The sequence below is a fragment of the Caballeronia sordidicola genome, from assembly GCF_002220365.1.
GTDB lineage: Bacteria > Pseudomonadota > Gammaproteobacteria > Burkholderiales > Burkholderiaceae > Caballeronia > Caballeronia sordidicola_C.
This window is the reverse complement of sequence record NZ_MTHB01000076.1, coordinates 66,074-91,982: the sequence shown is the minus strand read 5'-3', so window position 1 is coordinate 91,982 and position 25,909 is coordinate 66,074. Positions and strand designations below refer to the sequence as shown.

Sequence of the window (25,909 nt, the reverse complement as noted above, 5' to 3'; positions counted from 1 at the left end):
CTATGACCGCTTGGTGAAAGTGGGAAAGAGCCGCTTGAGGAATTGCCTTGAGCCGCTCGGCGCGTCGGCGGAATCCGCCTTGTTATGGTTCAGTGCATCCGCGTCCATGCCGTCCGGCAACGGCGCGGATGTGGACGCGACGCTGTCGGCCCCCGTCATCTTATGACCGCCGAGCCGCGCGACCAGCGGGTCCAACGCGCGCACATAAGCATCGCGCTCAGCGATATCCGCCAGCAGGCGCCCCTGGTTGACCGCGCGTCCCAGCGCCTGTGCGCGTGCAGGCAGTATCGCGAGCAACGGTAGCCCAAGCCGCTCCGCGATTTGCTCCGCGCCAAATTGCAGCGTCGGGTCGAACTTGTTCACGACCAGATGCAGCTTCTGCGGCGCATCGGCGGCCTCGCGGTCCTTGGGCAAGCGTGCGTCGACATCGTAGACACGCATGCCTTCCAGCAACTCCATGGCGGAGACGACTGACGCCACGTTCGGATCGCAGACCAGCCACACGTTGTCCGCGGCGCGCACCATCTGCGCGACGAATTCGAGGTTCGTAAAACCACCGAGATCGACGATCTGGTGATCGAAGAAAGTCCGCAGCCGGTTCACCAGATTTACCGCCGACGCGTACGACACCTCGCGCATCGCCGTGAGATCCGGTGGCAATGTGGTCACCGCCAGGCCGCTGGGATGGCGCCCGAAGGCCGTATGAACGAAGGTCTGGTCGAAGCGGCGCAGGTTGCGCACGGCATCGACGAAATTGAATTCGCTTTGTGTGTCGAGCAGCACTGAACTGTCTGCCGCGGGGATGCCCAGGTCGAGCAGCGCGAAGCTCTTCAATGCCGCCGCGCCACGTTTCTGTAACCTCACCGCCAGGTTGGCCGCCAGCGTGCTCACACCCATGCCGACGCGCGCACCTAGCAGCACCGTAATATGGCCGTGGCGGTTCGCGATGTGCTCCGTCTTCGCGGACTGGCTAGCCTGTTCAATCAATTGCTTCGCAATACGAAGTGCTTCTTCGGGTTCGCCTTCGACATCGATAAAATCGCGTACGCCGGCGCGCAATGCCGCAATCGCGCTGGCCGACTGCTGCAGGGAACCGAGTGCAACGATGGCCAAGCCCGGGAATGCATCGTGCACCGCGGTTGCCATGGCGGTTGCGCTTGCAATGCTGGCTTCGGGCGCTTCAAGCGGTGCACGGGCGAAATCGATGAACACCATCGTGGCACCCAGTGTCGATATCTTCGGCATCAACGCAACAGCGTCGAACGGCACGTGTTCGAGCGCGCCCAGCGTGCCCAGCGCGCGCTCGAGCCAGGCCCGCCGTCCCGCATCCGAGCAGACGCACAGGAACCGGACGCCCGGAGCGCGCGCTTGCACGTCAGTCAAAGATAGAACTCTTGCGTTCATCGTCGCTTTCTCCTGCCACATCAGCGCGGGCAACGCTGCCAGTACACTTCGCCGCACCCGTCGTCCCGGATGGACTTGCACGCGTCTTCACCACTTGCCTATCGCCCTCTTTGTCAGACCGGACGCCCATCATTTCGAGAATCCCGGCACCGCTTCACGCGATGCAAAACCACCAATGAACGAGCGCCACACAGGTCCGTCGCGCCGCTCGGATTGCTCGCCAGGGGTGGCTGGAAGCACCGCACCCTTCGCAATCGGCGAGACCAGGTGCGGCGTCACGATGATCACCAGCTCGCGATCGTTTTGCGAGTACTGCAGGGTCTTGAAGAACGCGCCGATGACCGGCAAATCACCGAGCATTGGCACCTTGTCGACGTTCGACGAGGTCTCGCGATCGATCAACCCGCCAATCACGAAACTTTCGCCATCACCGAGTTCGACCGTCGTGTCCGCCCGCCGCGTAGTGATCGCCGGGACCGAGATGCCGTTGATTGTCAGCGCGTGCTGGAAGTCGAGCTGGCTTGCTTCCGGTGCGACTTTCAGCGCGATCCGGTTCGCTCCGAGCACCGTTGGTGTGACCGTCAGCCCGATACCGTAGGGCTTGTAGACAATGCTGATCGTGCCGAGCGACTGCGGCACGGGTACCGGAATCTCGCCGCCGGCGAGGAAACTCGCGCTCTGTCCCGACAACGCGACGAGCGTCGGTTCGGCCAGCACGCGTGCCAGGTTGTTTGATTCAAGCAGACTGAGGTTCGCGAAGATACCGCGAGAACCCAAGTTCACGATCAGGTTGAAGGCGCTGCTGATGGGCGACGCAGAACCGACCTGTAAATTCGTGGTCGCGCCGCCTGTATACGATGTCAGCGATGAAGGCGCGAAGGTGCCGAACGCAAACGCGTTGTTCTGCTTGAACAGATTGAAGCCCGCTTCCTTCAGCACGGACTTGCTGAACTCGACCACCTTCACATCGACCTGGACAACGGGACTGGTTGCTATGGTCGATGCATCGAGGACATCGCCGTCCTTCGCACCCGCCCCATTGCCGCTCCCAGTTGCTGACGAATCGGCTGAGTTTCCGCTTTGCCCTGCCGAATCCTTGCCGGCCGATGCTGACGACGCATTGGACGAACCTGCGTTTCTCGCCACCGACTCCCTCGCTACAGCCAATGCGCGCTGATGGGACTCCATGCTTGCAGCAGACCCCGTGACCACCGCTGTGCGGCCAAGCACGTTCACCGCGGGAGTATCGTTGCCGAGCAGTTCACGGGCGGCTTGCGTGGTGACGTTGATCGTGTAGGTCCGCGGCGCGCTCTGAGCGCGCTCCCAGATCATCATCTCCGTGCGTCCCGCACTTTTCCCGACCAGCAACAAGCCGCCGTTTGCGCCGCCGCTGCCCTTGAGCCAAAGCACGTCCGCAACTCCGGGGTCACCCACGGCGACGCGCTGCAGCGTGCGTCCCATCTCGATCTGCTTCTGGGTACCGGCGACGATGTCGATGACCCGCGACGCCGCGGGGTCGCTCGCGCCTGCCGCAGGCCTGGCAGCCTTCGCACCGGCGAGCGGAACCGTCGCACATGTACATACCAGCGCGGCGAGCAATAACCGACGCGCGCCAGAGACGCTGCGTCCTCGATAAAAACCCTTGGCTTTCATGATTTTTTATAGTTTGACTGCGTACTGCGCTGTCGCCATACGGCGGCGTGGCCCCGAACTTTCCTTTGATGCTGGCTGCTGCTACTGGTCCTTCTACATTTGTTTACGGCACGGACATCACTTTCAGTACGCCACCTTTTCCCTACGGGCACCGCGAATCAACTCGAGATCATTCGACACCGCCTGGACACGCGGCGCGCGGGCCGCAGGCAGGTACGGCATGGCAGGCAACGGCGGCATGGCGGACGGGCGCGCCGGCCGCGCTGCTTGGGCACCCGCCAGCGCCTCCAGCGACAGACCCGCCGCCGCACGCGATGCACCATCGTTCGACATCCTTATCGATGCAAGCAGTGGCGCCATGGCAAGCGGCTCGGCTGTGTCTGTATCGGCGGGATTGCGCAGCGCCAGCACGAGGCGCCCCGCACCCTCCGCGAGCGTGAGTGCGTCGATATCCGCAGTGCGCACGGCCAGCACCGCCGTTCGCGCACCCGCACTGCGCGGGGTATTGGCCGCGTTCGCCGGTGCGTCCGCTGCGTCCGATGTGCCCGGAAGGGTCGCGTCACCGAAACTGAGTACACGGACCCTCGATAACAACAGCCGCGCTTGCGTCGCGCCTACTTCCGCATCCGTGCCCGGGCCGGCGGACATGTCGCGCTTGAGCATGAAGAACACGTCGACGAAGTTGCCAGGCCGCACCCGGTTGCCCACCGCGTTACCCTCGTCGACCCGCACCGCGATAGCCCGTTCGCCGGGCGCGATGGCATCGGCAAGTCCGGTGGTGAGATTGGCCTCGGAGAGCGGCGTATTGGCGGTAATCGCGACGAGCGGCACGCGCCCGACAAGCCCCGTGGCATCGGCAAACTCGCCGGCACCACGCGATGGCGCCATCCGCAAGGTCAGTGCATCCGCGTCGATTGACTTGCCGGCAGGCAGATCACGCGCCGCCACGACCACCGGAAAACTTGCCTGACCCTGCACGATTTGCGGTACCGGCGCCGCAGGACGACGCGAGAGCGACCACGCGAAAATCCCGAGCAGCACGGCGAGTACGATCAGGGAAACAGCAAGGATGCGGGTAATGTTGGCCATGATCGTCTTGATCGTTTCAAGCGTGAACAACGCTTAAAACAGGTTCTCCGGGTTCAGTTGCACCATCGCACTTGCAGTGAGACTTGCTGGCACCGGCAACCCGATCAAAGGCAGAGGAGGCACCAGCGGCCGGCTTGCGTAGTTGTAGTTGAGGGCGACGCTCACGCATTGCATCGTGGCGTCGAAGCTGCAGCCCGCATACGTCGCGGTGCACGGAGCGCTACCCGCGAGCCAGTTCACGAGACCCGTCGCCGTGGCGCAAGCCGCGCTCGCGCGCAGCGCAAGCGCGCTGGCTGCGCTGGTTGCACCTGGCTGGTAGCGCAGCGCCGCACGTGCCCCCTCCGATGCAGCCAGCGTGAGCGATTGCTGCGCGACGAAGACCATGCTGTAGGTGACGATCGCGTAGAACACGAGAAAGAAAAGCGGAAACACAATGGCGAATTCCACCGCCATGGTTCCGCGCTGCGCCCGGCGCCGAGCGTTGATCGGCTTGGTATGTGCGAGGGAATGGGCGTGATCGCGCCGGCAGGCTTCGGGCGAGACGGGACGCGCGGAATTGAGTCGGGTCATCTGGCGGCCTCGAAGACGCGCAGCGTCAGGCTTGCGATTGCGGACACGGCGAGCAACGCGGCATACGGTGTTGCGCGCCGGCCTCCGACAATAAAGGTGTACCGGGAGGGTCGTTCAGCGCCTATCGCGATGACATCGTGAGGACCGTTCTTGTATCCATTTGTATCTGATGAGGATTCCGATGAACTTTCAGCGCTCATGCGCCTCCCTGCGATCACCGCCGACGCCAACAAATACAGCGCATGAATGCCAGCCGCAATGCTGGCTACGATCCACAGCGCGGGGAGCGCGTGAAAACCGCACCATGCACCGAGCGTGGCGAACACCTTGACGTCGGCGGCGCCCATCAGGCCAATCAGATAGAACGGCAAGAGCGCTAGCACCCCGACTGTGAGACCGAGCGCAGCATCGGACAGGTCGATGTGAAACGGCGAATGGCCGCTTGCCACCAGCACGCAAGCCACCGCCAGTCCCGCAATAACGAGCCAGTTGGGTATGCGGCGCAATAGGCAATCGAATAAAACGACCGCGAGTGCCCAGCTAATGAATAACGCGGCGTTAATCATGATATGAACTCGCTTCAGCCAGGCATGCCGATCCTTTCGGCCGCTCTTTGAAGCAGTCGATTGAAGAGCATAAGTGTCACTCCTGCTAACCGCTGGTTGCCTGCGCGAAAGAACGCGACATGCTGTTATCCAGCTATAACGGCGAAAATACCGTTATAGGCACAAGCTGCCATGTGAGAAAGGGCGACACTTCACGCCAGCCGGGGCGAAACTTCAGGTTTTGCCAAGCGTGGTCGCGATGGCCGTGAACGCGGTTTGCAGCGCCGTCGTGAGCGACCCTACAGTCGCAATGAGTGCGACCGAAATAAGGCCGGCAATAATCGCGTATTCAATGGCAGTGATGCCGCGTTCGTCGTTGACGAAGCCCTTGATGAATTTAGACATGATGCTTTCCCTCGGATATTTTTAATGGCCATGTGGCAAATGATCCGGCATTTTTCTGGGTCGCCGCCAGCGGGTTCTCTCATCCCCGCGGGCGTGGCTCCGCATGCCTGCATGCGCGTCGTTGCGCGCGATTTCATTTGCCGCTTCTCTCAGGTTCCAGATGTATCGTCGATGGTGCCTCCATCAGTCAGGATGTTAAATGATGCATCCCTGAAACGATTTATAGCCGAACGCTATCTCGAAATCAACGGGTAACACGCAATAATTTCATCGGTTGTTACCCTTGATCGGTAAGGTTTGTGCCCCAACAACGGTTTGTACTCAAACACTTACCAGCGCCTGTCAATTTTTGTCGAATTAACCAAACGATGTGACGGCTAACTATCTAGTTAACGGAAGCTCTCTCATTAACTTTATGGATTTTTATCTAGTGCGTACCCTCTAGTTCATGAGCATTATTTGGCCGGCTCAATGACGGCGTCATATTGGCACCGTTCGCACTACCGTCGAATGAATACCTTGCAACGCGCGTGAGAGAGAAGCGGTGTGATCTTGAGTCACCACTCGCGTATTAAGCGTTGAGTGCGTAGCCAGACACGTAACGCGTTACGGCTTAGGGCGTAACGACTCAAGCCGCACGTTACGTTACGTGATACCTCCGCGCGGCGTCGCTGCGTTTTCTCCAGTCGTTCAGACAACCGGCAAAGTCATGCCAGGCCTTATACCGTCTGGTTAACCCGTTGGGTAGACCATGCAGTTTGCCCTTCCCGATTCAAATGGCACGCGTCCTGCAATAAGACGATGGCAGTTCTAAAAGCAAAAAACTAAATACCATCCGAGGGCGTTATGAAGACCATCCACATCCAAAGCGGCGCATTGCGCGTCACCTTTCTTACTGCGGCTATCGCGACCATGCTGACCCTTGGTGCCTGCGGCGGCTCAGGGTCAACCAGCAAACAATTAGGCAGTTCGGGATCCGGAGCAATACCGACCGTCGGCGGCACTGGCGGCGGTACAGGTAGCGCAACGGGCGGCGCCGGTGACGGCAGCGGCGGCGGGAGCACCACGGCCGGCGGCGGAACAGGCTTGGGCGGCGGCACCGACGGCAGCGGCTCCGGCACGGGTGCAGGTTCTGGCGCAGGGACGGTCGTTGCTGGCGGCGGCACGGGTGACGGAACAGGCGGAGGTACTGGCGGAGGTACTGGCGGAGGTACTGGAGGAGGTACTGGCGGGGGAACTGGCGGGGGAACTGGCGGGGGAACTGGAGGCGGAACTGGAGGTGGCACGTCGGTCACGACCCCGGTTGCCGCTGTAGCCGGCGGAGCCGGCAACGTCGTATCGGCAGCGGGCAATGCAGTGACGGGCGTAGGCACGATAGTCGGCAACGCGAACATTCCCGGCGTCAGCACCGGCACGACACAGGCGGCAGGCGGTGTCGTCTCGCATCTCGGCGACGCAGTCGATGCCCTCGGTAACGGCGTCTCGCAAGGGCTCGGCCAAATTGGTTCGAGCGCTAACCCCGTGGGCACGACGCTCGCCAGCACCGGCAACGTGGTTCAGCAGGCGGGTGCGGCTGTCAGCAGCGCCGGCAATCTCGTGACCAGTGTCGGCAGCGGCGCGCTCTCCCCGCTTGCCCCTGTGACAACGCCGTTGGGCAGCGTGGTAGACACCCTCGGCAACACCGTCACGCAAGCCGGCGGTGCGCTCGGCACAACACTTTCTACCGGCGCAGTCAGCCAGATCACGCAGCAGGTCAGCACGGCGATCACGCCGATCACCGCGCTGGCCGGCTCGCTCACGCAAACTGTCGGTTCTGCAACCGGCCTCGGAGCACCCGCCGACAACCTGCTCGCCATGCTTGGCGGCGTATTGAAGTCGACAGGCGGCACGGTGGCATCGACGGGCAACAATCCGCTCGCAACCGGTCTTGGCGGCGTTGTATCCGCTACGGGAAGCACGCTCGCGTCAGCCGGCGGTCTTGTGAACGGCACACCAGGGACCAATCCCCTCTCGCCGGTCACAGGCATTCTCTCCGGCCTGACGGGCGGCACGGGTGGGGCAGGCGGATCGAGCGGTCCTCTGGCTCCCGTCACGGGCCTGGTGAGTGGCTTGACGGGTGGTTTGACCGGCATTGGCGGCACGGGCGGCACGGGCGGCGCAGGCGGTGCGCTGGCTCCGGTCACGGGCTTGGTTAGCGGCTTGACCGGGGTTGTGGGCGGCGCGGGTGCAACACCCGGCGCAGGCCCAACTGCTCCTCTCACAAGCCTGCTAGGTAACTTGACGAACACCGTAGGCGCGGTCGCCACCGGCGTGACGACACCGGTAGCCAGCGTAGTAGGCGCCACCACAGGTGCGCTGACCAACGCGACATCAGGCGGCTCGGCAGGATCGGCGGGCAGTCCGCTGGCATCGGTCACCGGGCTTGCGGGTGGCCTGACAGGCGCCTTGACGGGCGCTGCATCAGGCACGGGTACGGGCGCAGCAAACCCGGTTGGCGGGCTGCTCGCGTCGGTCACCGGAGCGGGCGTAGGTGCAGGCGTAGGCGCGGGGACCACGACGACGAAATCGCCGTCGAGCGGTGCAACGACGACCACCACCGGCGTAGGTGTCGGGGTGGGCCTCTCGAGCACCACAGGCAGCGGCGCGGGCAGCAGCTCGCCGGGCAACCCGCTGGGCGGCGTGACCTCGCTGCTGGGCGGCCTGCTCGGTGCGCATAACAAGTAATACGAGGCGATATAAACAGCTGCCGCAACGCTTGGGCCTCGGGGCTTTTCGCCTGGAGCGATAACTCGAGGCTTACGGGTCCGTGACCCGGACCGCCCCAGGTTCGGGTTCACGGTTTGAAGCGTCCTTTCGTTACGTCCTCGCGACGAGGAGGTCGGGTACCGAAACCCCTCAATGATCCCTTTCAGTGTCTGGTCACACCTCGTCTTCCCGGCGCCGCTCTCGGCGCCGGTTTCGCATCCGGCCGGATATCTCTGCGTATATAAAAGACCCGGGTACAGAGACCCGAGACAAAACCGGACAAGCAAATAACGCAAGGACAACCGATAAAAATAGCCATGACACGCGGGGATAAACGAGAATAAATTAAGGCAGGAACCCATAAAGCCAAAGGTTATAGCCGCAAAGAGCCGTAATACAGAGATATGCAGTAGAAGCAGCACCCAGCATCAAACGATGACGAACGCAGCAGGAGCTCGGGTCATGTCGATCCGGCCTCCTCCGCAGTTCGCACGAAAAAAGCCAACGAGGGCCGTACCGTGAATATCAAAGAATGGAAATGGACGCTGCTGCTTGCGGCGGTGGCGGCGCATGCCGCCCAAGCGCAGACCAGCGGACAGGTTGCGCGGCCCGCGCTGGCGGGCAACCCACTGGACGCGTTGCCGCAGGTGAACGCGCCGCAAAAACCACCGGCCGTTACCGTCGATGTCCAGCCGCAAACTCCGCACATCCAGGAATTGCTTGCACGTCATCTGACGCCGCAAAAGATCGAGGTGGAAGGCGTAAAAGCCATTCCCTTCGATGAAGTCGCGCAACGCTTCACGCCGCTCGTAGGCAAGGACGTCACCATCGGCGAACTGATGGAGACGGCAAACGGCGTGACCGCGCTCTACAAGGAACGGGGTTACGCGCTCTCTTTCGCCTTCGTGCCCGCGCAAACCTTCGAAAACGGCGTGGTGCGCATCACGGTGGTGGAAGGTTACGTCGCCGATATCAAGATCAAGGGCGACCCCGGCACCGCTGAAAAACGCATTCGCGCGATCGCTGACCGGATTCGCGCCGACCGGCCGTTGCGGCAAGAGACCTTCGAACGTTACGTCAATGTGCTCGGCCTCACGCCCGGCGTGAAGATCGCGGCGACCGTCGCGCCGCCGCAGACCACCGACGGCGCGACCACGCTCGATCTGGACGTCGAGCGCAAGCCGTTCAATATCGCGACCGGCATCGACATGAATCATCCCGGCGTGCAGGGCATTGTGACTGCTACGGAAAACGGCCTCCTTGGCCAAGGCGAGACACTCGGTGTCGCGGCCCTGCTACCGAAGGGCCGCGACGATCAAACCTATTTCGACGTCAATGGCTCATTGCCAATAGGTACCGATGGTTTCGCCATCAAGGCCGATGCATCGCACTACTACGGACATCCTGTCGATAACCCCGGCCTGCCCTCCTACGTCGAGCGCACCGTTATCAACGACAAAGTAGGCTTGTCCGCGTCGTATCCGTTCGTGTTGAGCAATACGCGCAGCCTGATCGGCACGGTGGGCGCATACGCGTCGCACGACGAGGACCGCTACAAGAACACCATCACGGGCGCACAACTTGGCCAGCGTTCGCAGGTGCGTGTGACGACGTTGCAACTCGACTACACCGGCGTGGATACGGGCACGGTCCGGCGTGCGAGCCTGAACGTGGCGAAAGCGTTCGATGTGCTTGGGGCATCGAAGTCGGCGGACACCAATATTCCAGGAGTAGTCACAACCAACCCTGCGTCACTCACGTTCGTGCGCACGGGTGCTACGGTTTCGCAGACCAATGAATGGCCGTTCAAGATCGGCACCTCGATAGCAGCGACCGGGCAGTACAGCGCGGACTCCTTGCCGAGCTCGGAGCAGATCGCTTTTGGCGGCCAGCGCTTCGCGCTTGGTTATCAGCCGGGAGAAGTATCGGGGGATTCGGGCTGGGCCGCTTCGGCGGAAATCAACCGGCCGTTTGCGATCGGACTGGCGTTCATGAAGACATTCACGCCCTACGTTTCCGTCGATACCGCCCACACGTATCTTCACGCCGCCGGTTCGAAACCGAGCCGCCTGGCATCGATAGGCGTGGGCTTCCGGATCTCCGATGCCAAGTACTACAGCCTGGATTTATCGCTGGCGAAACCGGTTGGCGATGCCCCGGTCGAAGGGAACGGGTCGCGGAGCCCGCGCGTAAACGCGACCTTTTCCTACCAATTCAATTGACATGTGACAGATCGTAGCGAACAACCTGCCCGACTAGAGGATTTGTACAAAACGCTCCCCATGCTTTGTCGTATTCTGTCCGGCACGCGGCTCCTGAGCGGCCGGCAATAATGACAACATGCAGAACATATCAAGAGCCGTTTTACCTCAAGGAGGAAGCATGACGGGACTTACCCAACGCGCGCATCGGCATGTCGGACGCATCCTGCTTGCCGGCGCACTACTTGCGTCGGCTGCAACAAGCATGGCGCAGGCTGCTTCGCCCACGGGACTATGGCAAACCATCGACGACAAGACCGGTCAGCCCAAGGCGCTGGTGCAAATTGTCCAGGACGGCGACGGCACACTCACTGGCAAGATCCTGACCGGACTCGGCAACAACGACGATCCGAACCGCCGTTGCACGGCCTGCACGGATTCACGCAAGGACCAGTTGATGAAAGGCATGACCATCATCAACGGCATGAAATCCGACGGCGACACGTGGGACGGCGGCCAGATCCTCGATCCCGAAAATGGCAAGCTGTACAAATGCAAGATGCACCTGGACGACAGCGGACAGAAACTCGTGGTGCGCGGATATATTGGCGTGTCGCTGCTCGGACGTTCGCAAACCTGGATCAGACAGCAGTAGGAACACAGCGTCCGAGTGCATGACGCAAAAAAAACCGTCTGGAGACTCAAAGTCTCCAGACGGGGTCTTTGTACGCGAGCGATCGTCGCTCGCGTTATCTAGCCGGATATCTAGCCAGATATCAAGCCGCGTGACGCACACCGCCGCGCGGGTATTCCACCGGTCCTCCGGCCGGCGTAAGCGGCACGAGCGGCATAAGCACTGGACGTGAGTCGCCATGCATCTCGGCAGGCCGGGTGGGATCCGCCGCGCCTGCATGGGCGCCCAATCCCTCAGGCAACTCCGTTGGCACCCGCATGCGCGAGGTCATCAACGAATACAAACCTTCACTCGCCACGCCGAACAACTGCTGCATTACACGCCCAAGCACGCCGGAGTCGTGCCATGCCTTGAAGCGCCGGTGACACGTCTGATAAGACGGATATTTGCGCGGCAACGTAGACCATGAAGCGCCGCTGTACATCACCCAAAGCACGCCGTTGAGCACTGCACGGGTGTTGGCGAGCGGCCGCCCGCGCAACTCGGAACGGGGCCGCAACTCTGGCAACAAAGGCGCGACCATTTGCCATTCTTCATCGGACATATCGCGGTAAGGCTTCATGGTTCTCTCCAATCACAAGTAGGTGATTAGAAGATACCGATGCACCGGAATCCCCGGAATAAGACTTGTCCGAATCTTGAAATACGGTCCAGAGCCTTACAGCAGTAAGCCTGCGGCGAAATTATGAGTCTCGCATTGTCAACTCGGCCGTTCGGCCAACGCACTGATCAGGTCAGCGATGTGTCCACCAGGCGACGCTCCGACTCCAGATATTCCTTCGACTGCATCTCGGTGATCCGCGACACTGTGCGGGCAAACTCGTTTGCCATCGGCCCTTCCACGTACAGCTCTTCTGCGGGTACCTCGGCCGACATCAACAGCTTCACCTTGTGGTCATAGAACACGTCGATCAGCCACGTGAAACGGCGCGCCTCGGATGCATTGCGCGGTGACATCTTCGGAACCTCGGAGAGAATCACCGCATGAAAGCGGCTCGCCAGTTCGAGGTAATCGTTCTGCGAACGCGGGCCGCCGCAGAGCGTGGCGAAGTCGAACCAGACCACGCCGTCGGCTTTGCGAAGTGCCTTGAGTTCGCGTTTCTCGATGCGCAGGATCGGGCTCTCGTCCGGCACTGCGGCAAGCTTCGCGAAGTCGGCACGCAGCGCCTTGTCGGCGGTGGCGCCCAGCGGCGTGTGATACGCAGTCACTTGCGACAAAGTACGCTTACGATAGTCCGTGCCGGCATCGACATTGATCACGTCCAGCTTCGACTTGATCAGCTCGATAGCAGGCAGCAACCGGTCGCGATGCAAACCATCGGGATACAACAGGTCAGGGTCGTAATTCGACGTCATCACGAACTGCACGCCGGCGCCAAACAAGCGGTCGAGCAGACGATAAAGAATCATGGCGTCGGCAATGTCCGAGATATGAAACTCGTCGAAACAGATCAACCGGTATCGCTTCGCTACCCGTCGCGCGAGTTCATCCAGCGGATCGGCCGTGCCCTTCAACTCCTCCAGCTCGCGATGCACCTCGCGCATGAACTCGTGGAAATGCAGGCGTGTCTTGCGCTGCACCGGCACCACCGCGAAGAAACTGTCCATCAGGAAGCTTTTGCCACGCCCCACGCCGCCCCACATGTAGACGCCACGCGGCAACTCCGGATGCGAGATCAGTTTCTTGAACGCGTTCGATCGGCGCGCCTTGTACCCGACCCACTCGTCGTAGCAACGTTGCAAACGTTCGACCGCCGCCAATTGCGCTGCATCCGATTGGTAACTCCGCGTCTGCAGTTCGTTTTCGTAGTATTCGTTGACGTTCATGGTGCGAGGGTCTGGATGCCCTGAAGTGAGCCAAATGAATAAGTTAAAGAAGCCAAGGAAGCTGAAAGCCGTGGATAAAACAAAGGCGAGCGGGAAAACTCCCGCCCGCCTTCGTCTTGCTGCTCAACCCGTGCTGCAATTACATATTGAGCGCGCGTTTGTCGACGGCGAGCGCGGCTTCGCGCATCACTTCGGACAACGACGGGTGCGGATGGCAGATCCGGCCGATATCTTCCGATGCCGCCTTGAACTCCATCGCCACGACAGCTTCAGCGATCAGGTCCGACGCGTTCGCCGCAATGATGTGGCAACCGAGCAGTTCGTCGGTCTTCGCGTCCGCGATCATCTTCACAAACCCGTCCGCCTTGCCGATACCCAACGCGCGACCGTTCGCCATCATCGGGAACTGGCCGGTCTTGATCTCGCGGCCTTCGGCCTTGAGTTGTTGCTCCGTCTTGCCGACCCACGCAATTTCCGGTTCGGTGTAGATCACCCACGGAATGCAGTTGTAGTCGATATGCGGCTTCTGACCGTCGATAATCTCGGCCACCAGCACGCCTTCATCCTCAGCCTTGTGCGCGAGCATCGGGCCACGCACCACGTCGCCGATCGCATACACGTTCGGCACGCTGGTCGCGCAGTGGTCATCGACGGGAACAAAACCGCGCTCGTCCGCTTTCAGGCCGATCGCGTCCAGACCAAGGTTGTCCGTGTTCGGCACGCGGCCGATCGACACGATCAAGCGGTCGGCGTCCAGCGTCTGCGCGTTGCCGTCCTTGTCCGTGTAGGCCACCGAGACGCTCGAATCCGTCGTCTTCACTTCGCCTATCTTCACGCCGAGGTGAATGTCGAGACCTTGCTTCTTGAATTGCTTCGCAGCCTCTTTCGCCAACGAGTCATCGCACGCGCCGAGGAACGCCGGCAACGCTTCGAGCACGGTCACGTCCGCGCCGAGACGCCGCCACACCGAACCCAGTTCCAGACCGATCACGCCCGCACCGATCACAGCGAGCTTCTTCGGCACGGCGTCGAACGACAGCGCGCCTTCATTGTCCGCGACAATCTTGTTGTCGACCGCAATGCCCGGCAGATGACGCGCTTTCGATCCCGTCGCGATGATCACGTTCTTCGCCGTCACGGTTTCAGTTTCTGCCTCACCGCTCACTTCGATCTGCACGCCGGCGTCCGTCTTGCCGGTGAACTTGCCATGACCCTTCAGCCACGTGATCTTGTTCTTGCGAAACAGGAACTCGATCCCCTTCGTCATCTTCTCGACAATACCTTCCTTGCGGGCGAGCATCTTCGAGAGGTCGAGCTTCACATCGCCCACGTTGATGCCGTGATCGCCGAGGTGATGCAAAACATTTTCAAATTCTTCCGACGAAGCCAGCAACGCCTTCGACGGAATGCAGCCCACGTTAAGGCACGTGCCGCCGAGCTTCAGGTTACCGGCCGGGTTCTTCCAGCTTTCAATACACGCAACCGACTTGCCGAGTTGCGCTGCACGAATCGCCGCGATGTAACCGCCAGGGCCTGCACCAATCACGACGACATCAAATTCTTTGGACATGACTATCCTTCTCTTGTTGGATACACGGCGCGCCCGAGCCTATCGAACGCGCCATGAGTCCCAAATAAGGTTTTACTGCCAGATTTAAAGAGCTTACAGGCTCGGGCTTACAGGCTCGGGCTTGCAGGCCCGGGCTTACAGGTCCAGCAGCAAGCGAGCCGGATCTTCCAGCGCATCCTTCATGGCGACCAGCGACAACACGGCTTCGCGGCCGTCGATGATCCGGTGGTCGTAAGACAGCGCCAGATAGTTCATCGGACGAATCACGATCTGGCCGTTCTCGACCACCGCGCGTTCCTTCGTTGCGTGCACGCCCAAAATGGCCGACTGCGGCGGGTTGATAATCGGCGTGGACAACATGGAACCGAACACACCGCCGTTCGAGATCGAGAACGTACCACCCGTCATTTCTTCGATCGAGAGCTTGCCGTCGCGCGCTTTCACGCCGTATTCAGCAATCTTCTTCTCGATGTCAGCCAGGCTCAATTGATCCGCATTGCGAACGATCGGTACCACGAGACCACGCGGCGAACCCACGGCAATACCGATATCGAAGTAACCGTGATAGACAATGTCGTTGCCGTCGATCGACGCATTGACCAGCGGGTACTTCTTCAGTGCGTGGACGGCAGCCTTCACGAAGAACGACATGAAGCCAAGCTTCACACCGTGTTCCTTCTCGAACTTGTCCTTGTACTTGTTGCGCAGGTCCATCACTGGCGCCATGTTCACTTCGTTGAACGTCGTCAGGATGGCATTGGTCTGTTGCGACTCAAGCAGACGCTCGGCGATACGTGCGCGCAGACGCGACATTGGAACGCGTTGTTCCGGGCGGTCCTTCAGCCATTGATCGGCACCCGGCGCCTTCACGTCCGGCAGCGACGGCTTGGCGGCCTTGGCAGGAGCGGCCGGCTTTGCAGCGGGCGCGGAGACCGCAGCGGAAACAGCCGGCGCGCCTTGCGTGGCAGCCAGTGCGTCGCCCTTCGTGATACGGCCATCGCGGCCCGAACCCGAAACCTGGTCGTTCGACACGTTCTTCTCGGCCAGAATCTTCGCAGCCGAAGGTGACGCCGACGTGTTCGAAGCGGCAGCCGTTGCCGGTGCCGGTGCAGCTTCCTGTTGCGGTTGAGCAGCCGGTGCCGGCTGCACTTCAGCAGCGCCCGCGGCGGCAGCAACTGGTGCTGCGCCCGCTTTCGCTTCCGTATCGATCGTCGCGATCAATTCTTCGGCCGTCACTATATCGCCGTCATGCTTGATCACTTGCGCCAGCACGCCTGCAGCCGGTGCCGGCACTTCCAGCACGACTTTATCCGTTTCGACTTCGACGAGAATCTCGTCGATGGCAACTGCTTCGCCCGGCTTTTTCTTCCACGTCAGCAAAGTGCCTTCCGACACGGATTCAGAGAGCTGGGGAACCTTGACTTCTACGATAGACATTATGTTTTTTCCTGAATGTATCTGGGTACAACGTCAATTCTTGGAAAGTTCGACGCCGTCAATTCCTGGATGACCAGAACGTGTAAATGCAGCGCGTCTAACCAATCAATGGTGAGCGCTGCTTGTGCATTCCACGTTCAAAATCGAAACTCGAATCACAGGACAGCGCATGAAAAACCGGGGAGCCGCCAGCAGCGGCGCTCCCCGGTCACAGCCGTTATTTCGAGATCGTCTGCGCACCCTTCAATCGGCCAAACGCGCCTTCGATCAACGCCTTCAGCTGCTCGTAGTGCTTCGCGTAATAGCCGACTGCCGGGGATGCCGATGCCGGACGGCCGCTGTAAGCCAGCTTCTGTCCTTCACGCATGCCTTCACGCAGATGGTGCTCGACGTAGAACCAGGCGCCCTGGTTCTGCGGCTCGTCCTGTGCCCAGACCACTTCGGTCGCGTGTTCGTATTTCTTGATTTCCGCGTCGAACTGTTTGTGGGCGAACGGATACAACTGCTCGATACGGAGGATCGCGACGTCGTTCGCCTTCGCTTCGCGGCGATGCGCCACCAGGTCGTAATACACGCGACCTGAACATACGATCACGCGCTTGACCTTCTTCGGCTCAATCGTGCCATCCACTTCGCCGATGATCGGCTGGAACGAGCCCTTCGCCAGTTCCGACAGATCCGACACCGCTTCCTTGTGACGCAGCAGCGACTTCGGCGTAGCGACGATCAGCGGCTTCCTGAACAAACGGATCATCTGACGGCGCAACAGATGGAAAATCTGCGCCGGCGTGGTCGGCTGGACCACTTGCATGTTGTGATCCGCGCAAAGCTGCAGGAACCGTTCGATACGTGCCGACGAGTGCTCCGGACCCTGACCTTCATATCCGTGCGGCAAGAGCATGGTGAGACCTGACACACGGCCCCACTTCACTTCGCCCGACGAGATGAACTGGTCGATCACGACTTGCGCGCCGTTCACGAAGTCGCCGAATTGCGCTTCCCAGGCGACGAGCGTGTTCGGTTCTGCGGTCGAATAACCGTACTCGAAACCGAGCACCGCTTCTTCCGACAACACCGAGTCGATCACGGTGAACTTCGCCTGACCTTCGGCAATGTTCTGCAACGGGATGTATGTACCGTCGTTCCAGCGCTCGCGGTTTTGATCGTGCAGCACAGCGTGACGGTGCGTGAACGTGCCACGGCCCGAGTCCTGGCCCGTAAGACGCACCGCGTAACCCGATGCCACCAGCGACGCATAAGCCAGATGCTCGCCCATGCCCCAGTCGAGCTTCGCTTCACCACGGCCCATCGCGCGACGATCGTTGATCACGCGCTCGACCAGCGGATGTACCTTGAAGTTATCGGGAACCGTGGTGATGCGGTCCGCGAGACGCTTCAGTTCTGCGAGCGGCACGGCAGTGTCAGCAGCGTCCGTCCACTTGCGGTTCAGGAACGGGACCCAGTCCACCGCGTACTTGCTCTTGTAGTTCGAGAGCACCGGATCGACCGTGTGATGACCGTCATCCATTGCCTGGCGATACGCCTTCACGTAACCGTCAGCGTCTTCCGCCGTGATCACGCTCTGCTGCACCAGCTTTTCAGCGTACAGCGCGCGCGTACCCGGATGTTTCGCAATCGTCTTGTACATCAGCGGCTGCGTAACTGCCGGCGTGTCCTGCTCGTTGTGACCCAGCTTGCGGAAACAGATGATGTCGACAACCACGTCCTTATGGAACTGCATGCGGTAGTCGATAGCCAACTGCGTGCACAGCACGACCGCTTCAGGATCGTCACCGTTCACGTGCAACACCGGCGCTTCGATCATCTTCGCCACGTCCGAGCAATACAGCGTCGAGCGCGCGTCGCGCGGGTCGGACGTCGTAAAGCCGATCTGGTTGTTGATGACGATATGCAGCGTGCCGTGCGTACCGTAACCACGCGTTTGCGCGAGGTTCAGCGTTTCCATCACCACGCCCTGACCGGCAAATGCCGCGTCGCCGTGAATCTGGACCGGCAGCACTTGCAGGCCGTCCACGTCGCCGCGACGATCCATCCGTGCCTTCGCCGAGCCTTCGACCACCGGGTTCACGATTTCAAGGTGCGACGGGTTGAACGCGAGCGACAGGTGCACCGGGCCGCCGTCGGTTGAAACGTCCGACGAGAAACCCTTGTGATACTTCACGTCACCGGCCGGCAGGTCATCGACGTGCTTGCCTTCGAATTCGGCGAACAGGTCAGCCGGCATCTTGCCCAGCGTGTTCACGAGAACGTTCAGACGCCCGCGGTGAGCCATGCCGATGATGATTTCCTGCACGCCCGCAGCGCCCGCGTGACGCACGACTTCGTCCATCGACGCGATGAAGCTTTCGCCGCCTTCCAGCGAGAAACGCTTCTGACCGACGTACTTGGTGTGCAGAAAACGCTCAAGCCCTTCCGACGCCGTCAGGCGCTGAAGAATGTGCTTTTTCTTGTCGGGGGAGAAATTCGGGGTGGAGCGAATCGATTCGAGCTTCTCTTTCCACCAGCGCTTCTGTTCCGGATCGCTGATGTACATGAACTCGGCGCCGATCGTGCCACAGTATGTGTCACGCAATGCCTTCACGATCTCGCGCAGCGATGCCTGTTCGAAGCCGAAATACAGGTTCTGCGCATGGAACATCTGATCCATGTCGGCTTCAGTGAAGTCGTAGAACGCCGGTTCGAGCTCAGGAATGGCCGGGCGCTCGCGGCGCTTCAGCGGATCGAGGTTGGCCCATTGCGAGCCGAGGAAACGGTAGGCGCCAATCAGCGACTGGACGTAGACCTGCTTGCGCGCGGTCGCCAGATCACCACTGCTTTCGCGCGGCACGAAGCCGTTCGATTTCGCGCGTTGAGCGAATGATTCGACGATCGGGCCGTGGGCCACGTCGTTGTGATTCGTCCCATCCGATGCAGGTACGTTTTGCAACGCATCGAAATAGGTACGCCAGGTCTCGGGCACTGACGCGGGATTATCGAGATATGCCTCGTATTGTTCTTCGACATACGGGGCATTACCGCCGAACAAATAGGAGTTCAGCTGGGAATTCTTCATCATTTTTACGCTCACCTTTCTTCGAGTTTCTCGAGAAATAGCGGGTTACTCAACCTTCCGCAACACGGCCTGACCGTTTAGCGGATTGCGCGAATCAAGTCTGCTTGGAAGGACCTAAAACTGGCAATGCATCCACTAGCATAGCATAGATCAGTCTGTCCACGCGCTGATGGTCGCGGCCTGGAACCTTGTCCGGCAGGCTTTCCGGTCTGTTGCGAGCGTCTTTGCAGCGCTTGTTTCCGCGTGACGAGATCGCGGCCAGGCGCCAGTTCAAGAGCGTTGACTTACTCACTCAGCCGGCCAGCCGCGTTGGTCCGGTCATATCCATGCAACACCCCGCTCACGAGATTGCCCGCACACTCAATGCACGCGATCCGGTTCCGGCGTCAGCGCTCAAAAGGCGCGGATTGCCGTGAGCGCCGCGGATCAGTACGTCGTTCGTTCTATGACTCCCACAGGAACCACAATGGAACTTAGTACTCGGTACACCGCCACGTCTCTACAAACCGCGCTCCCCGCGACATCCGACGACGCCTTCCTTTCTACGAACGAGCCGCCAGTCGGGCCACGGATTTTTGCCTCAGACGGGTTCACCGACCGCTCAGGCATGACGGCAAGTAACCCGTCGTTTGTTGCGCCGCGCAATACGGTCGAGCGCTCCGCGCGCAACACTACAGAACGCTTCGCGAGCGTCGACCAGTCTCAAAGCCGGGAAAAGCGCGGCTCCGCACTCGGAAAATGCATGTCAGGGGAATTTCGGGAATGTCGCGGCGGTGGCGCTCTCAAAGACGGCGCTGAAACGTATGTGCCGTTCGATCAGAACGACCGCAAGGAGACTCGCGGCGATGAGGGAAAAGGAACCTGCCAAGGCCTCGTACGCGAGGCAATGCGTCGCATCGACCGCGCGTATGGCCAACCTCAACCGATCGATCTGACATCGGCGGTCACCGGCATGGATCACGATATGCGCACGGGCGATCGTGAGACAAAAACCGCGCTATTCGCCAAGATCAACGCGTTTCAGAGCACCCGGTCCGCGCTCGTATTTGAAAATTACATCCAGGACAAAAACACAGAATTGACTTCAGGGGGCTCGGCGTCGAGAAAAGATAGCGTGGAAAAGCTGATGCGAACCCTGAACGAGTTGCCTCAGGGCGCGCTTGCCTTCGTCGGCTTAAACATCCGACTCACCGGCGCGGCGGCCCAGGGGACTGCAGGCCACGCGTTGCTGGTCCAACGCCTCACGGATCAGGTGGATTCCAGTGGTAGCTCGATCCAGCATCGATATGCCATCTTCGACCCGAACAACGGTTCATTTAATTACAATTCGACGGAACGGATGAACACCGCGATGCGGAATTATCTGGATACTGCTTACTTGGAGATTGGCGACGTCGTCACGCCGGACCGCGTCATGACGTTTAATCCACGCAGTTCAACCGTTGGACCTACTCCGCCCGCGCCCATTCTGGTCCCGCCGGTAGTTGTACTGCCTGAGCCGCGGTTCCCAGAAGGTGGCCTCGCGGGAGGTGCGCCCAGGCCTCCTCATGATGAGCATTAGCAAAACCCCCGCAGCCGACAGATCCAAGGCGATGACCAGTTAAAGAAATCGGCATGAGCCGCTAAGTAAATGAGCCGCTAAGTAATGAAGCCGTTCCGGGCGTTCCCCGAACGGCTTCTTCGTCATGCGTGCGGCGTGAAAGTCAGGCACAGTGCTCCCAACCACGCACGCTTGCTATCCGGGCTTAACCCACCGCGCCTTCGCGGCTCACGCCTCATCGCTCGTGTTCCTTCAGGGAGCGCTTGGGCAGACGAATGGATTGCGGCGTGACATCGACCGGTTCGTCGTCGATGAGCTCAACCGAATATTCCAGCACCATCTTGCCCCACGGCACGAGGCGCATCGCTTCGTCTGTACCCGACGAACACACGTTGGTCAGCGTCTTGCCCCTGATCGGGTTGACGACGGGCTTACGCTCACCTTTTTCCGAGTGCCGGGAGGCATAGCGCATAACAGATAGTCCAGATAGCAGGCACACGGCCGCGCATATCTATTCAACACCTCGCTCGCACGATTTTCCACACACTGAAGGTACGCAATGCGGTTCCGGCGTTGGCGCCCAGCGGCGCAGATTGCCAATGCCGCTGTGTATTGGCGCGCTTGTCCGATCTCACGCCTTTTAAAACGCCCACAATGGAGCAGAAAATGGAAGTCACGACCCAATACTCGAGTGCATCCGCGCGGACCATAGCGCCAGACACGCTTGCCGACCAAGCGCCGGCCGTGAACCCTCCGCCCGCTCAGCCAAAGATTTTTCCGGAGGCCCGTACCTCTGCCCAATTCGCGCCGGAGCTGAATGACGGGTTGTCTAAACGGGATCTCGACCCGATCGGTCGCACCTCGTCTTATGTTCGGGCAAACTTGTCACACCCCAACGACACCCTCCCTAGGGAAGAGCCCGGCGTCGCGCCGGGCGCATGCGAGAAGTCGGCTTTTCGTGAATGTCGCGGCGGCGAAGCGCTCGAAGCGAACGCGTCCTCGTACGTGCGATTCGATCAATTCGACCACAAAGAGACAGCAGGCAATGACGGACGTGGAACTTGCGAAGGCATTGTCCGCGAAGCACTGCGTCGCGTTGACCGCAATTACGGACGCAAAGCATCAAATTTGCGATCGGTTGCCACCAGCATGAGGAGCGAGATGAGCAGCGGCCGCTCAGACCAGACCAACATTTACGGCCGAATCCAGGGATTCCAGAGCAATCCGGGCTCCCTGGCACTGAGGAACTACCGCGAGTCCTCGGACGCGGATCTGAATCCGTACGGCAGAACGTCGCACGCGGAGGCCACAGACGGCCTGATGGACAGCCTGTCCTTTATGTCCAGGGGCGGCCTCGCGTACATTGACATAGGCATTCGACACCGTGATGTAACCGGTCCAGCGACTAGCGGCCACGCGCTGCTGCTACAGCATCTTCCGGCGGATGGAAGGGCCGGCTCGCGGGATCGGTACACGATCTTCGACCCGAATAATGGTGCGTTCACCTATAACAGCCTGGAAAAGATGCAAAGCTCCTTGCGCGACTACATGAAGTCCGCCTATACAGAGGACGGAGACATTGCGACGCCGCACACGATCCAGTTCTTTACGCCACCCAGTTCACGGGCTTGGGCGTCACTGCCCCAAACAACAAGCGTGCCTGGCCGTGTCGACACCAATACTCTCGAGCCTCCGGAATTGAAGAATCACCGGTATGGCGGACCTGACCGCTCCCAGGCTAAGACCGGCAACCAGGACCCCAACGCTGACCGGGAAAAGCGCGGCGGCGTGCTGGGCTCGTGTGTGACATCGGAATTTCGAGAATGCCGGGGCGGCGAGGCCCTCAAAGACGGTTCGTCGGCATTTATGTCATTCGATCAAGCCACGCGCAGAGAAACCAGGGGTAAGAATGGAAGAGGAACGTGCGACGGTATCGTTCGCGAAGCAATACGTCGCATCGACCGAAATTACAGCAACAGCCCCAGAGAAACGGTTTCATCGGCAGTCCTCAGCATGATCACCGATATGAGCACGCGCGACGCAGCGAGAGAGTCTGGGGTTTTCGACTATATCGCGGGATTTCAAAATAAGGACATGGCGCTCGCACTACGGAGCTACGTTCAGTCCATAGATATGCCTTTGGATAGATTATCGCGAGAGGATAGCCTGCGCAGGCTCACGGATAACCTGAACGCGATGCCTCCGGGAGGGATGGTATTCGTGGGCATCGGCATTCAAAGCGGCGGTGCGGGGAGCCCGAGGGATGGCGGTCATGCGCTTTTGATCCAGAGGAATCCCGACGTGCCGGCTCCCGACGGAACTGCGCCCCCGCATCGTTACATGATCTTCGACCCGAACAATGGTGCGTTCCAATACGATACGGCAAGCCTTATGAACACCGCATTGCGAAATTATATGCATACGGCATATTCAGCAAATGGGTCCCTCGCTACGCCAGAGCGTGCCATTTTCTATAATCCGCCCGTTTGGGACGGTAGGCATCGGCAGCTCGCTCCAGCCATGGTCCCTCCGGCCGTTGACATGCCCGAGCCCCCGGGATTCTTGCAGCCCGCGCCTTATCCTCATGATGAGATGAAAAAACGAAGCCCGCCCCCTCCAATTCAAGGCGCAACTCCGTGACAATTTTCGGTATCAGGTTGATGGGCATGCGAGTTCGCACCGGGCGACGCGGGAGGCCGTGGTTCCGAAAGTCCGTGAACAGCAAGACGGGCGAAGTCGACGATCGTCAGCACCCTGGTGAACAGGTCTGCGCCGCGTCACCAACTGGCGACCGTTCGCTCACTTTCTCCCGACGCTCACCTCACACAGACTACGCCTCGCCCGTTGCCGTCAACAAATCAAAGAGATGTTGCCCCAACAAGATTGCGCCTAAGGTGCGCGCACATAAAAAAGCCGTTCCTGGCCATGCCCGGAACGGCTTTTCTCATGCACGCAGTATTGGTGTCAGGAACAATCTTCCCGACAATACCTCAGTCCACGGCGCCCTTACGGCTGGCGCTGCGACGTTCGTGTTCCTTCAGGTAACGCTTACGCAGACGGATGGATTGCGGCGTGACTTCGACCAGTTCGTCGTCGTCGATAAATTCAACCGCGTATTCCAGCGACATCTGGATCGGCGGCACTAGGCGCACCGCTTCGTCCGTTCCAGATGAACGCACGTTGGTCAACTGCTTGCCCTTGATCGGGTTCACGACCAGGTCGTTGTCGCGGCTATGAATGCCGATGATCATGCCTTCGTACAATGCGTCACCCGGCGACACGAACATGCGGCCGCGATCCTGCAGCTTCCACAATGCATACGCGACAGCCGCGCCGTCGTCCTGCGAAATCAGCACGCCGTTGCGACGCTCGCCAACACCGCCTTCCTTCACGGGCTGATACGAATCAAACGTGTGGCTCATCAAGCCCGTGCCGCGTGTGAGCGTCAGGAATTCCGACTGGAAGCCGATCAGTCCGCGTGCCGAAATACGATACTCGAGACGCGTACGGCCACGGCCATCCGACGCCATGTCGAGCATTTCTCCCTTGCGGCGGCCCAACTCTTCCATCACGCCGCCCTGGTTTGCATCTTCCATGTCGACAGTCAGGTTTTCGTACGGCTCGTGCTTCACGCCGTCGACTTCCGTCATCACCACGCGCGGACGCGACACGGCGAGTTCGTAACCTTCACGACGCATGTTTTCTACAAGAATGGTCAGGTGCAGTTCGCCCCGGCCCATCACTTCGAACGTGGTTTCGTCGCCGGTTTCATTCACGCGCAACGCCACGTTGTGATTCAGTTCCTTGAACAGGCGGTCGCGGATCTGACGGCTCGTGACGAACTTGCCTTCACGGCCAGCCAGCGGCGACGAGTTCACCAGGAAGTTCATGGTCAGCGTGGGTTCGTCCACGGTGATCATGGGCAGCGCTTCCGGGGTGTCAACCGCGCAAATGGTCACGCCAATGCCAATTTCTTCAATACCGTTGATCAGCACGATGTCGCCGGCTTCGGCCTCTTCGACCTGCACGCGCTCCAGGCCCTTGAACGACAGAACCTGATTGATCTTGCGGTTCAGGATCGCGCCGTCAGGACCCGTACGCACGGCGACAGCCATGCCCGGTTTGATGCGCCCGCGCGTAATCCGGCCAATGCCGATACGGCCGACATACGACGAAAAGTCGAGCGACGTGATCTGGAGCTGCAACGGCGCTTCCGGATCAGCCGGACGAACCGGAACGTGTTCCAGCACGGCGTCGAACAGCGGACGCATGTCGCCTTCGCGCACGTCCGGGTTCAGTCCGGCATAACCGTTCAGGCCCGATGCATAGACGATCGGGAAATCAAGTTGTTCTTCCGTGGCGCCCAGCTTGTCGAACAGGTCGAACGTCTGGTTGATCACCCAGTCGATCCGCGCGCCCGGCCGGTCGACCTTGTTGATCACCACAATAGGCTTGAGCCCGAGCGCCAGCGCCTTCTTCGTCACGAAGCGCGTTTGCGGCATCGGGCCTTCAACGGCGTCCACCAGCAGCAGCACGGAGTCAACCATCGACAGCACGCGCTCCACTTCGCCGCCGAAGTCGGCGTGTCCGGGGGTGTCGACGATGTTGATGTGCGTGCCTTCATACTCGACCGCGCAGTTCTTCGAAAGGATCGTAATGCCGCGTTCCTTTTCGATGTCGTTCGAGTCCATCACGCGCTCGACTACAGCCTGGTTCTCTCGGAACGTGGCCGTCTGGCGGAGCAATTGGTCGACGAGCGTAGTCTTGCCGTGGTCGACGTGGGCGATGATGGCGATATTGCGGAGGGCGCGAGTCATAGGAGGCTGAGGAGCTTGTACATACAGTTGAGCGCCGTGGGTGGGTGCAAGCAGCAGGCCGCGGGGTCAACCCTAAAAGTCAACTTATTAAGTCAACTCAGAAAGAAACCTCCACGCCCCCCGCACTCGGCGCGATGGGAACCCGAGAGTGTAACACGCCGGCGTGTCCTCTTCCTCCCTGACGTGCAATAGGACATAACCCGGAAGCGTTTTCCTATTTCAAGACGGCAGAAAACCGGCGTCAACACCTGCCGTCACGCCCCAGCGGGCCTCGTGCGAATCTCAAAATAACAACACCGTGACCACCGAATCGCCAGCAACATCGAATTAAGAAGACTC

At 60.3% G+C, this 25,909-nt stretch carries 17 protein-coding genes and 1 pseudogene; 5 read left to right on the top strand and 13 right to left on the bottom strand.

Features of this window, described 5'->3' with window-relative positions; translation table 11 throughout:
- The 6 genes from BSU04_RS12875 to BSU04_RS12850 form a co-directional block, all read right to left on the bottom strand.
- Positions 1-1,404 carry a fimbrial protein gene (locus BSU04_RS12875; RefSeq protein WP_144021215.1) on the bottom strand — a complete coding sequence of 468 codons (1,404 nt, stop codon included), beginning with the start codon at positions 1,402-1,404 and terminating at the stop codon, positions 1-3.
- Between the two features lie 129 nt (positions 1,405-1,533).
- Positions 1,534-3,057 (bottom strand): type II and III secretion system protein family protein, encoded by a 1,524-nt coding sequence (locus BSU04_RS12870; protein ID WP_089160955.1) that lies wholly within the window; start codon positions 3,055-3,057, stop codon positions 1,534-1,536.
- 123 nt (positions 3,058-3,180) lie between these two features.
- Positions 3,181-4,146, bottom strand: a complete 966-nt coding sequence (gene cpaB / locus BSU04_RS12865) for a Flp pilus assembly protein CpaB (RefSeq protein ID WP_089160979.1) — start codon at positions 4,144-4,146, stop codon at positions 3,181-3,183.
- 33 nt (positions 4,147-4,179) lie between these two features.
- Positions 4,180-4,599: a TadE/TadG family type IV pilus assembly protein gene (locus tag BSU04_RS12860; RefSeq protein WP_256982640.1), complete on the bottom strand. Its 420-nt coding sequence runs from the start codon at positions 4,597-4,599 to the stop codon at positions 4,180-4,182.
- A gap of 113 nt (positions 4,600-4,712) precedes the next feature.
- Positions 4,713-5,282 (bottom strand): A24 family peptidase, encoded by a 570-nt coding sequence (locus tag BSU04_RS12855; RefSeq protein WP_089160953.1) that lies wholly within the window; start codon positions 5,280-5,282, stop codon positions 4,713-4,715.
- A gap of 213 nt (positions 5,283-5,495) precedes the next feature.
- Positions 5,496-5,666, bottom strand: coding sequence for a Flp family type IVb pilin (locus tag BSU04_RS12850; RefSeq protein ID WP_089160952.1), 171 nt, complete (start codon positions 5,664-5,666; stop codon positions 5,496-5,498).
- An 846-nt stretch (positions 5,667-6,512) separates the two neighbouring features.
- On the opposite strand from BSU04_RS12850, the gene BSU04_RS12845 reads away from it, so the two are divergent.
- From BSU04_RS12845 to BSU04_RS12835, 3 genes are all read left to right on the top strand, one after another.
- Positions 6,513-8,390, top strand: a complete 1,878-nt coding sequence (locus BSU04_RS12845) for a collagen-like triple helix repeat-containing protein (protein ID WP_089160951.1) — start codon at positions 6,513-6,515, stop codon at positions 8,388-8,390.
- A 539-nt stretch (positions 8,391-8,929) separates the two neighbouring features.
- Positions 8,930-10,633: a ShlB/FhaC/HecB family hemolysin secretion/activation protein gene (locus BSU04_RS12840; protein ID WP_089160950.1), complete on the top strand. Its 1,704-nt coding sequence runs from the start codon at positions 8,930-8,932 to the stop codon at positions 10,631-10,633.
- A gap of 160 nt (positions 10,634-10,793) precedes the next feature.
- Positions 10,794-11,267, top strand: a complete 474-nt coding sequence (locus BSU04_RS12835; protein ID WP_089160949.1) for a DUF2147 domain-containing protein — start codon at positions 10,794-10,796, stop codon at positions 11,265-11,267.
- Positions 11,268-11,388: 121 nt separating this feature from the next.
- Here BSU04_RS12835 and BSU04_RS12830 read toward each other — a convergent pair whose 3' ends face one another.
- The 5 genes from BSU04_RS12830 to BSU04_RS12810 all read right to left on the bottom strand — a co-directional run bounded on the left by BSU04_RS12830 (position 11,389) and on the right by BSU04_RS12810 (position 19,216).
- Positions 11,389-11,868 (bottom strand): transposase, encoded by a 480-nt coding sequence (locus BSU04_RS12830; protein WP_089160948.1) that lies wholly within the window; start codon positions 11,866-11,868, stop codon positions 11,389-11,391.
- Between the two features lie 167 nt (positions 11,869-12,035).
- Positions 12,036-13,133 carry a cell division protein ZapE gene (zapE, locus tag BSU04_RS12825; RefSeq protein WP_089160947.1) on the bottom strand — a complete coding sequence of 366 codons (1,098 nt, stop codon included), beginning with the start codon at positions 13,131-13,133 and terminating at the stop codon, positions 12,036-12,038.
- Between the two features lie 139 nt (positions 13,134-13,272).
- On the bottom strand, positions 13,273-14,703 hold the full coding sequence (gene lpdA / locus BSU04_RS12820) for a dihydrolipoyl dehydrogenase (RefSeq protein ID WP_089160946.1): 1,431 nt from the start codon (positions 14,701-14,703) through the stop codon (positions 13,273-13,275).
- Positions 14,704-14,838: 135 nt separating this feature from the next.
- The gene (gene odhB / locus BSU04_RS12815; RefSeq protein WP_089160945.1) at positions 14,839-16,140 is read right to left on the bottom strand and encodes a 2-oxoglutarate dehydrogenase complex dihydrolipoyllysine-residue succinyltransferase; all 1,302 of its coding nucleotides are present in this window, start codon (positions 16,138-16,140) and stop codon (positions 14,839-14,841) included.
- Between the two features lie 217 nt (positions 16,141-16,357).
- A complete protein-coding gene (locus BSU04_RS12810; RefSeq protein WP_089160944.1) occupies positions 16,358-19,216 on the bottom strand; it encodes a 2-oxoglutarate dehydrogenase E1 component in 2,859 nt (952 codons plus the stop codon).
- A 409-nt stretch (positions 19,217-19,625) separates the two neighbouring features.
- Between BSU04_RS12810 and BSU04_RS12805 the strand changes: the two genes are divergently transcribed.
- On the top strand, positions 19,626-20,774 hold the full coding sequence (locus BSU04_RS12805) for a hypothetical protein (protein ID WP_144021214.1): 1,149 nt from the start codon (positions 19,626-19,628) through the stop codon (positions 20,772-20,774).
- Between the two features lie 214 nt (positions 20,775-20,988).
- On the opposite strand, the pseudogene BSU04_RS12800 reads toward BSU04_RS12805, so the two are convergent.
- Positions 20,989-21,180: pseudogene (locus BSU04_RS12800) on the bottom strand (translational GTPase TypA); the annotation flags it as partial.
- Positions 21,181-21,419: 239 nt separating this feature from the next.
- On the opposite strand from BSU04_RS12800, the gene BSU04_RS12795 reads away from it, so the two are divergent.
- Complete coding sequence (locus tag BSU04_RS12795) at positions 21,420-23,393, top strand: hypothetical protein (protein ID WP_089160942.1); 1,974 nt, start codon at positions 21,420-21,422, stop codon at positions 23,391-23,393.
- Positions 23,394-23,743: 350 nt separating this feature from the next.
- Here the strand turns inward: BSU04_RS12795 and typA are convergent, their stop codons facing one another.
- Positions 23,744-25,570, bottom strand: coding sequence for a translational GTPase TypA (gene typA / locus BSU04_RS12790; protein WP_089160941.1), 1,827 nt, complete (start codon positions 25,568-25,570; stop codon positions 23,744-23,746).
- Positions 25,571-25,909: the final 339 nt, after the last annotated feature.

Bases quoted from the DNA above. Each gene is read 5' to 3' on its own strand.
- BSU04_RS12870 (WP_089160955.1), bottom strand. From the start codon at position 3,057: ATGAAAGCCAAGGGTTTTTATCGAGGACGCAGCGTCTCTGGCGCGCGT.
- BSU04_RS12855 (WP_089160953.1), bottom strand. From the start codon at position 5,282: ATGATTAACGCCGCGTTATTCATTAGCTGGGCACTCGCGGTCGTTTTA.
- BSU04_RS12795 (WP_089160942.1), top strand. From the start codon at position 21,420: ATGGAAGTCACGACCCAATACTCGAGTGCATCCGCGCGGACCATAGCG.
- BSU04_RS12875 (WP_144021215.1), bottom strand. From the start codon at position 1,404: ATGAACGCAAGAGTTCTATCTTTGACTGACGTGCAAGCGCGCGCTCCG.
- BSU04_RS12850 (WP_089160952.1), bottom strand. From the start codon at position 5,666: ATGTCTAAATTCATCAAGGGCTTCGTCAACGACGAACGCGGCATCACT.
- odhB (WP_089160945.1), bottom strand. From the start codon at position 16,140: ATGTCTATCGTAGAAGTCAAGGTTCCCCAGCTCTCTGAATCCGTGTCG.
- BSU04_RS12835 (WP_089160949.1), top strand. From the start codon at position 10,794: ATGACGGGACTTACCCAACGCGCGCATCGGCATGTCGGACGCATCCTG.
- typA (WP_089160941.1), bottom strand. From the start codon at position 25,570: ATGACTCGCGCCCTCCGCAATATCGCCATCATCGCCCACGTCGACCAC.
- BSU04_RS12860 (WP_256982640.1), bottom strand. From the start codon at position 4,599: ATGGCGGTGGAATTCGCCATTGTGTTTCCGCTTTTCTTTCTCGTGTTC.
- BSU04_RS12810 (WP_089160944.1), bottom strand. From the start codon at position 19,216: ATGATGAAGAATTCCCAGCTGAACTCCTATTTGTTCGGCGGTAATGCC.
- zapE (WP_089160947.1), bottom strand. From the start codon at position 13,133: ATGAACGTCAACGAATACTACGAAAACGAACTGCAGACGCGGAGTTAC.
- BSU04_RS12845 (WP_089160951.1), top strand. From the start codon at position 6,513: ATGAAGACCATCCACATCCAAAGCGGCGCATTGCGCGTCACCTTTCTT.
- lpdA (WP_089160946.1), bottom strand. From the start codon at position 14,703: ATGTCCAAAGAATTTGATGTCGTCGTGATTGGTGCAGGCCCTGGCGGT.
- BSU04_RS12830 (WP_089160948.1), bottom strand. From the start codon at position 11,868: ATGAAGCCTTACCGCGATATGTCCGATGAAGAATGGCAAATGGTCGCG.
- cpaB (WP_089160979.1), bottom strand. From the start codon at position 4,146: ATGGCCAACATTACCCGCATCCTTGCTGTTTCCCTGATCGTACTCGCC.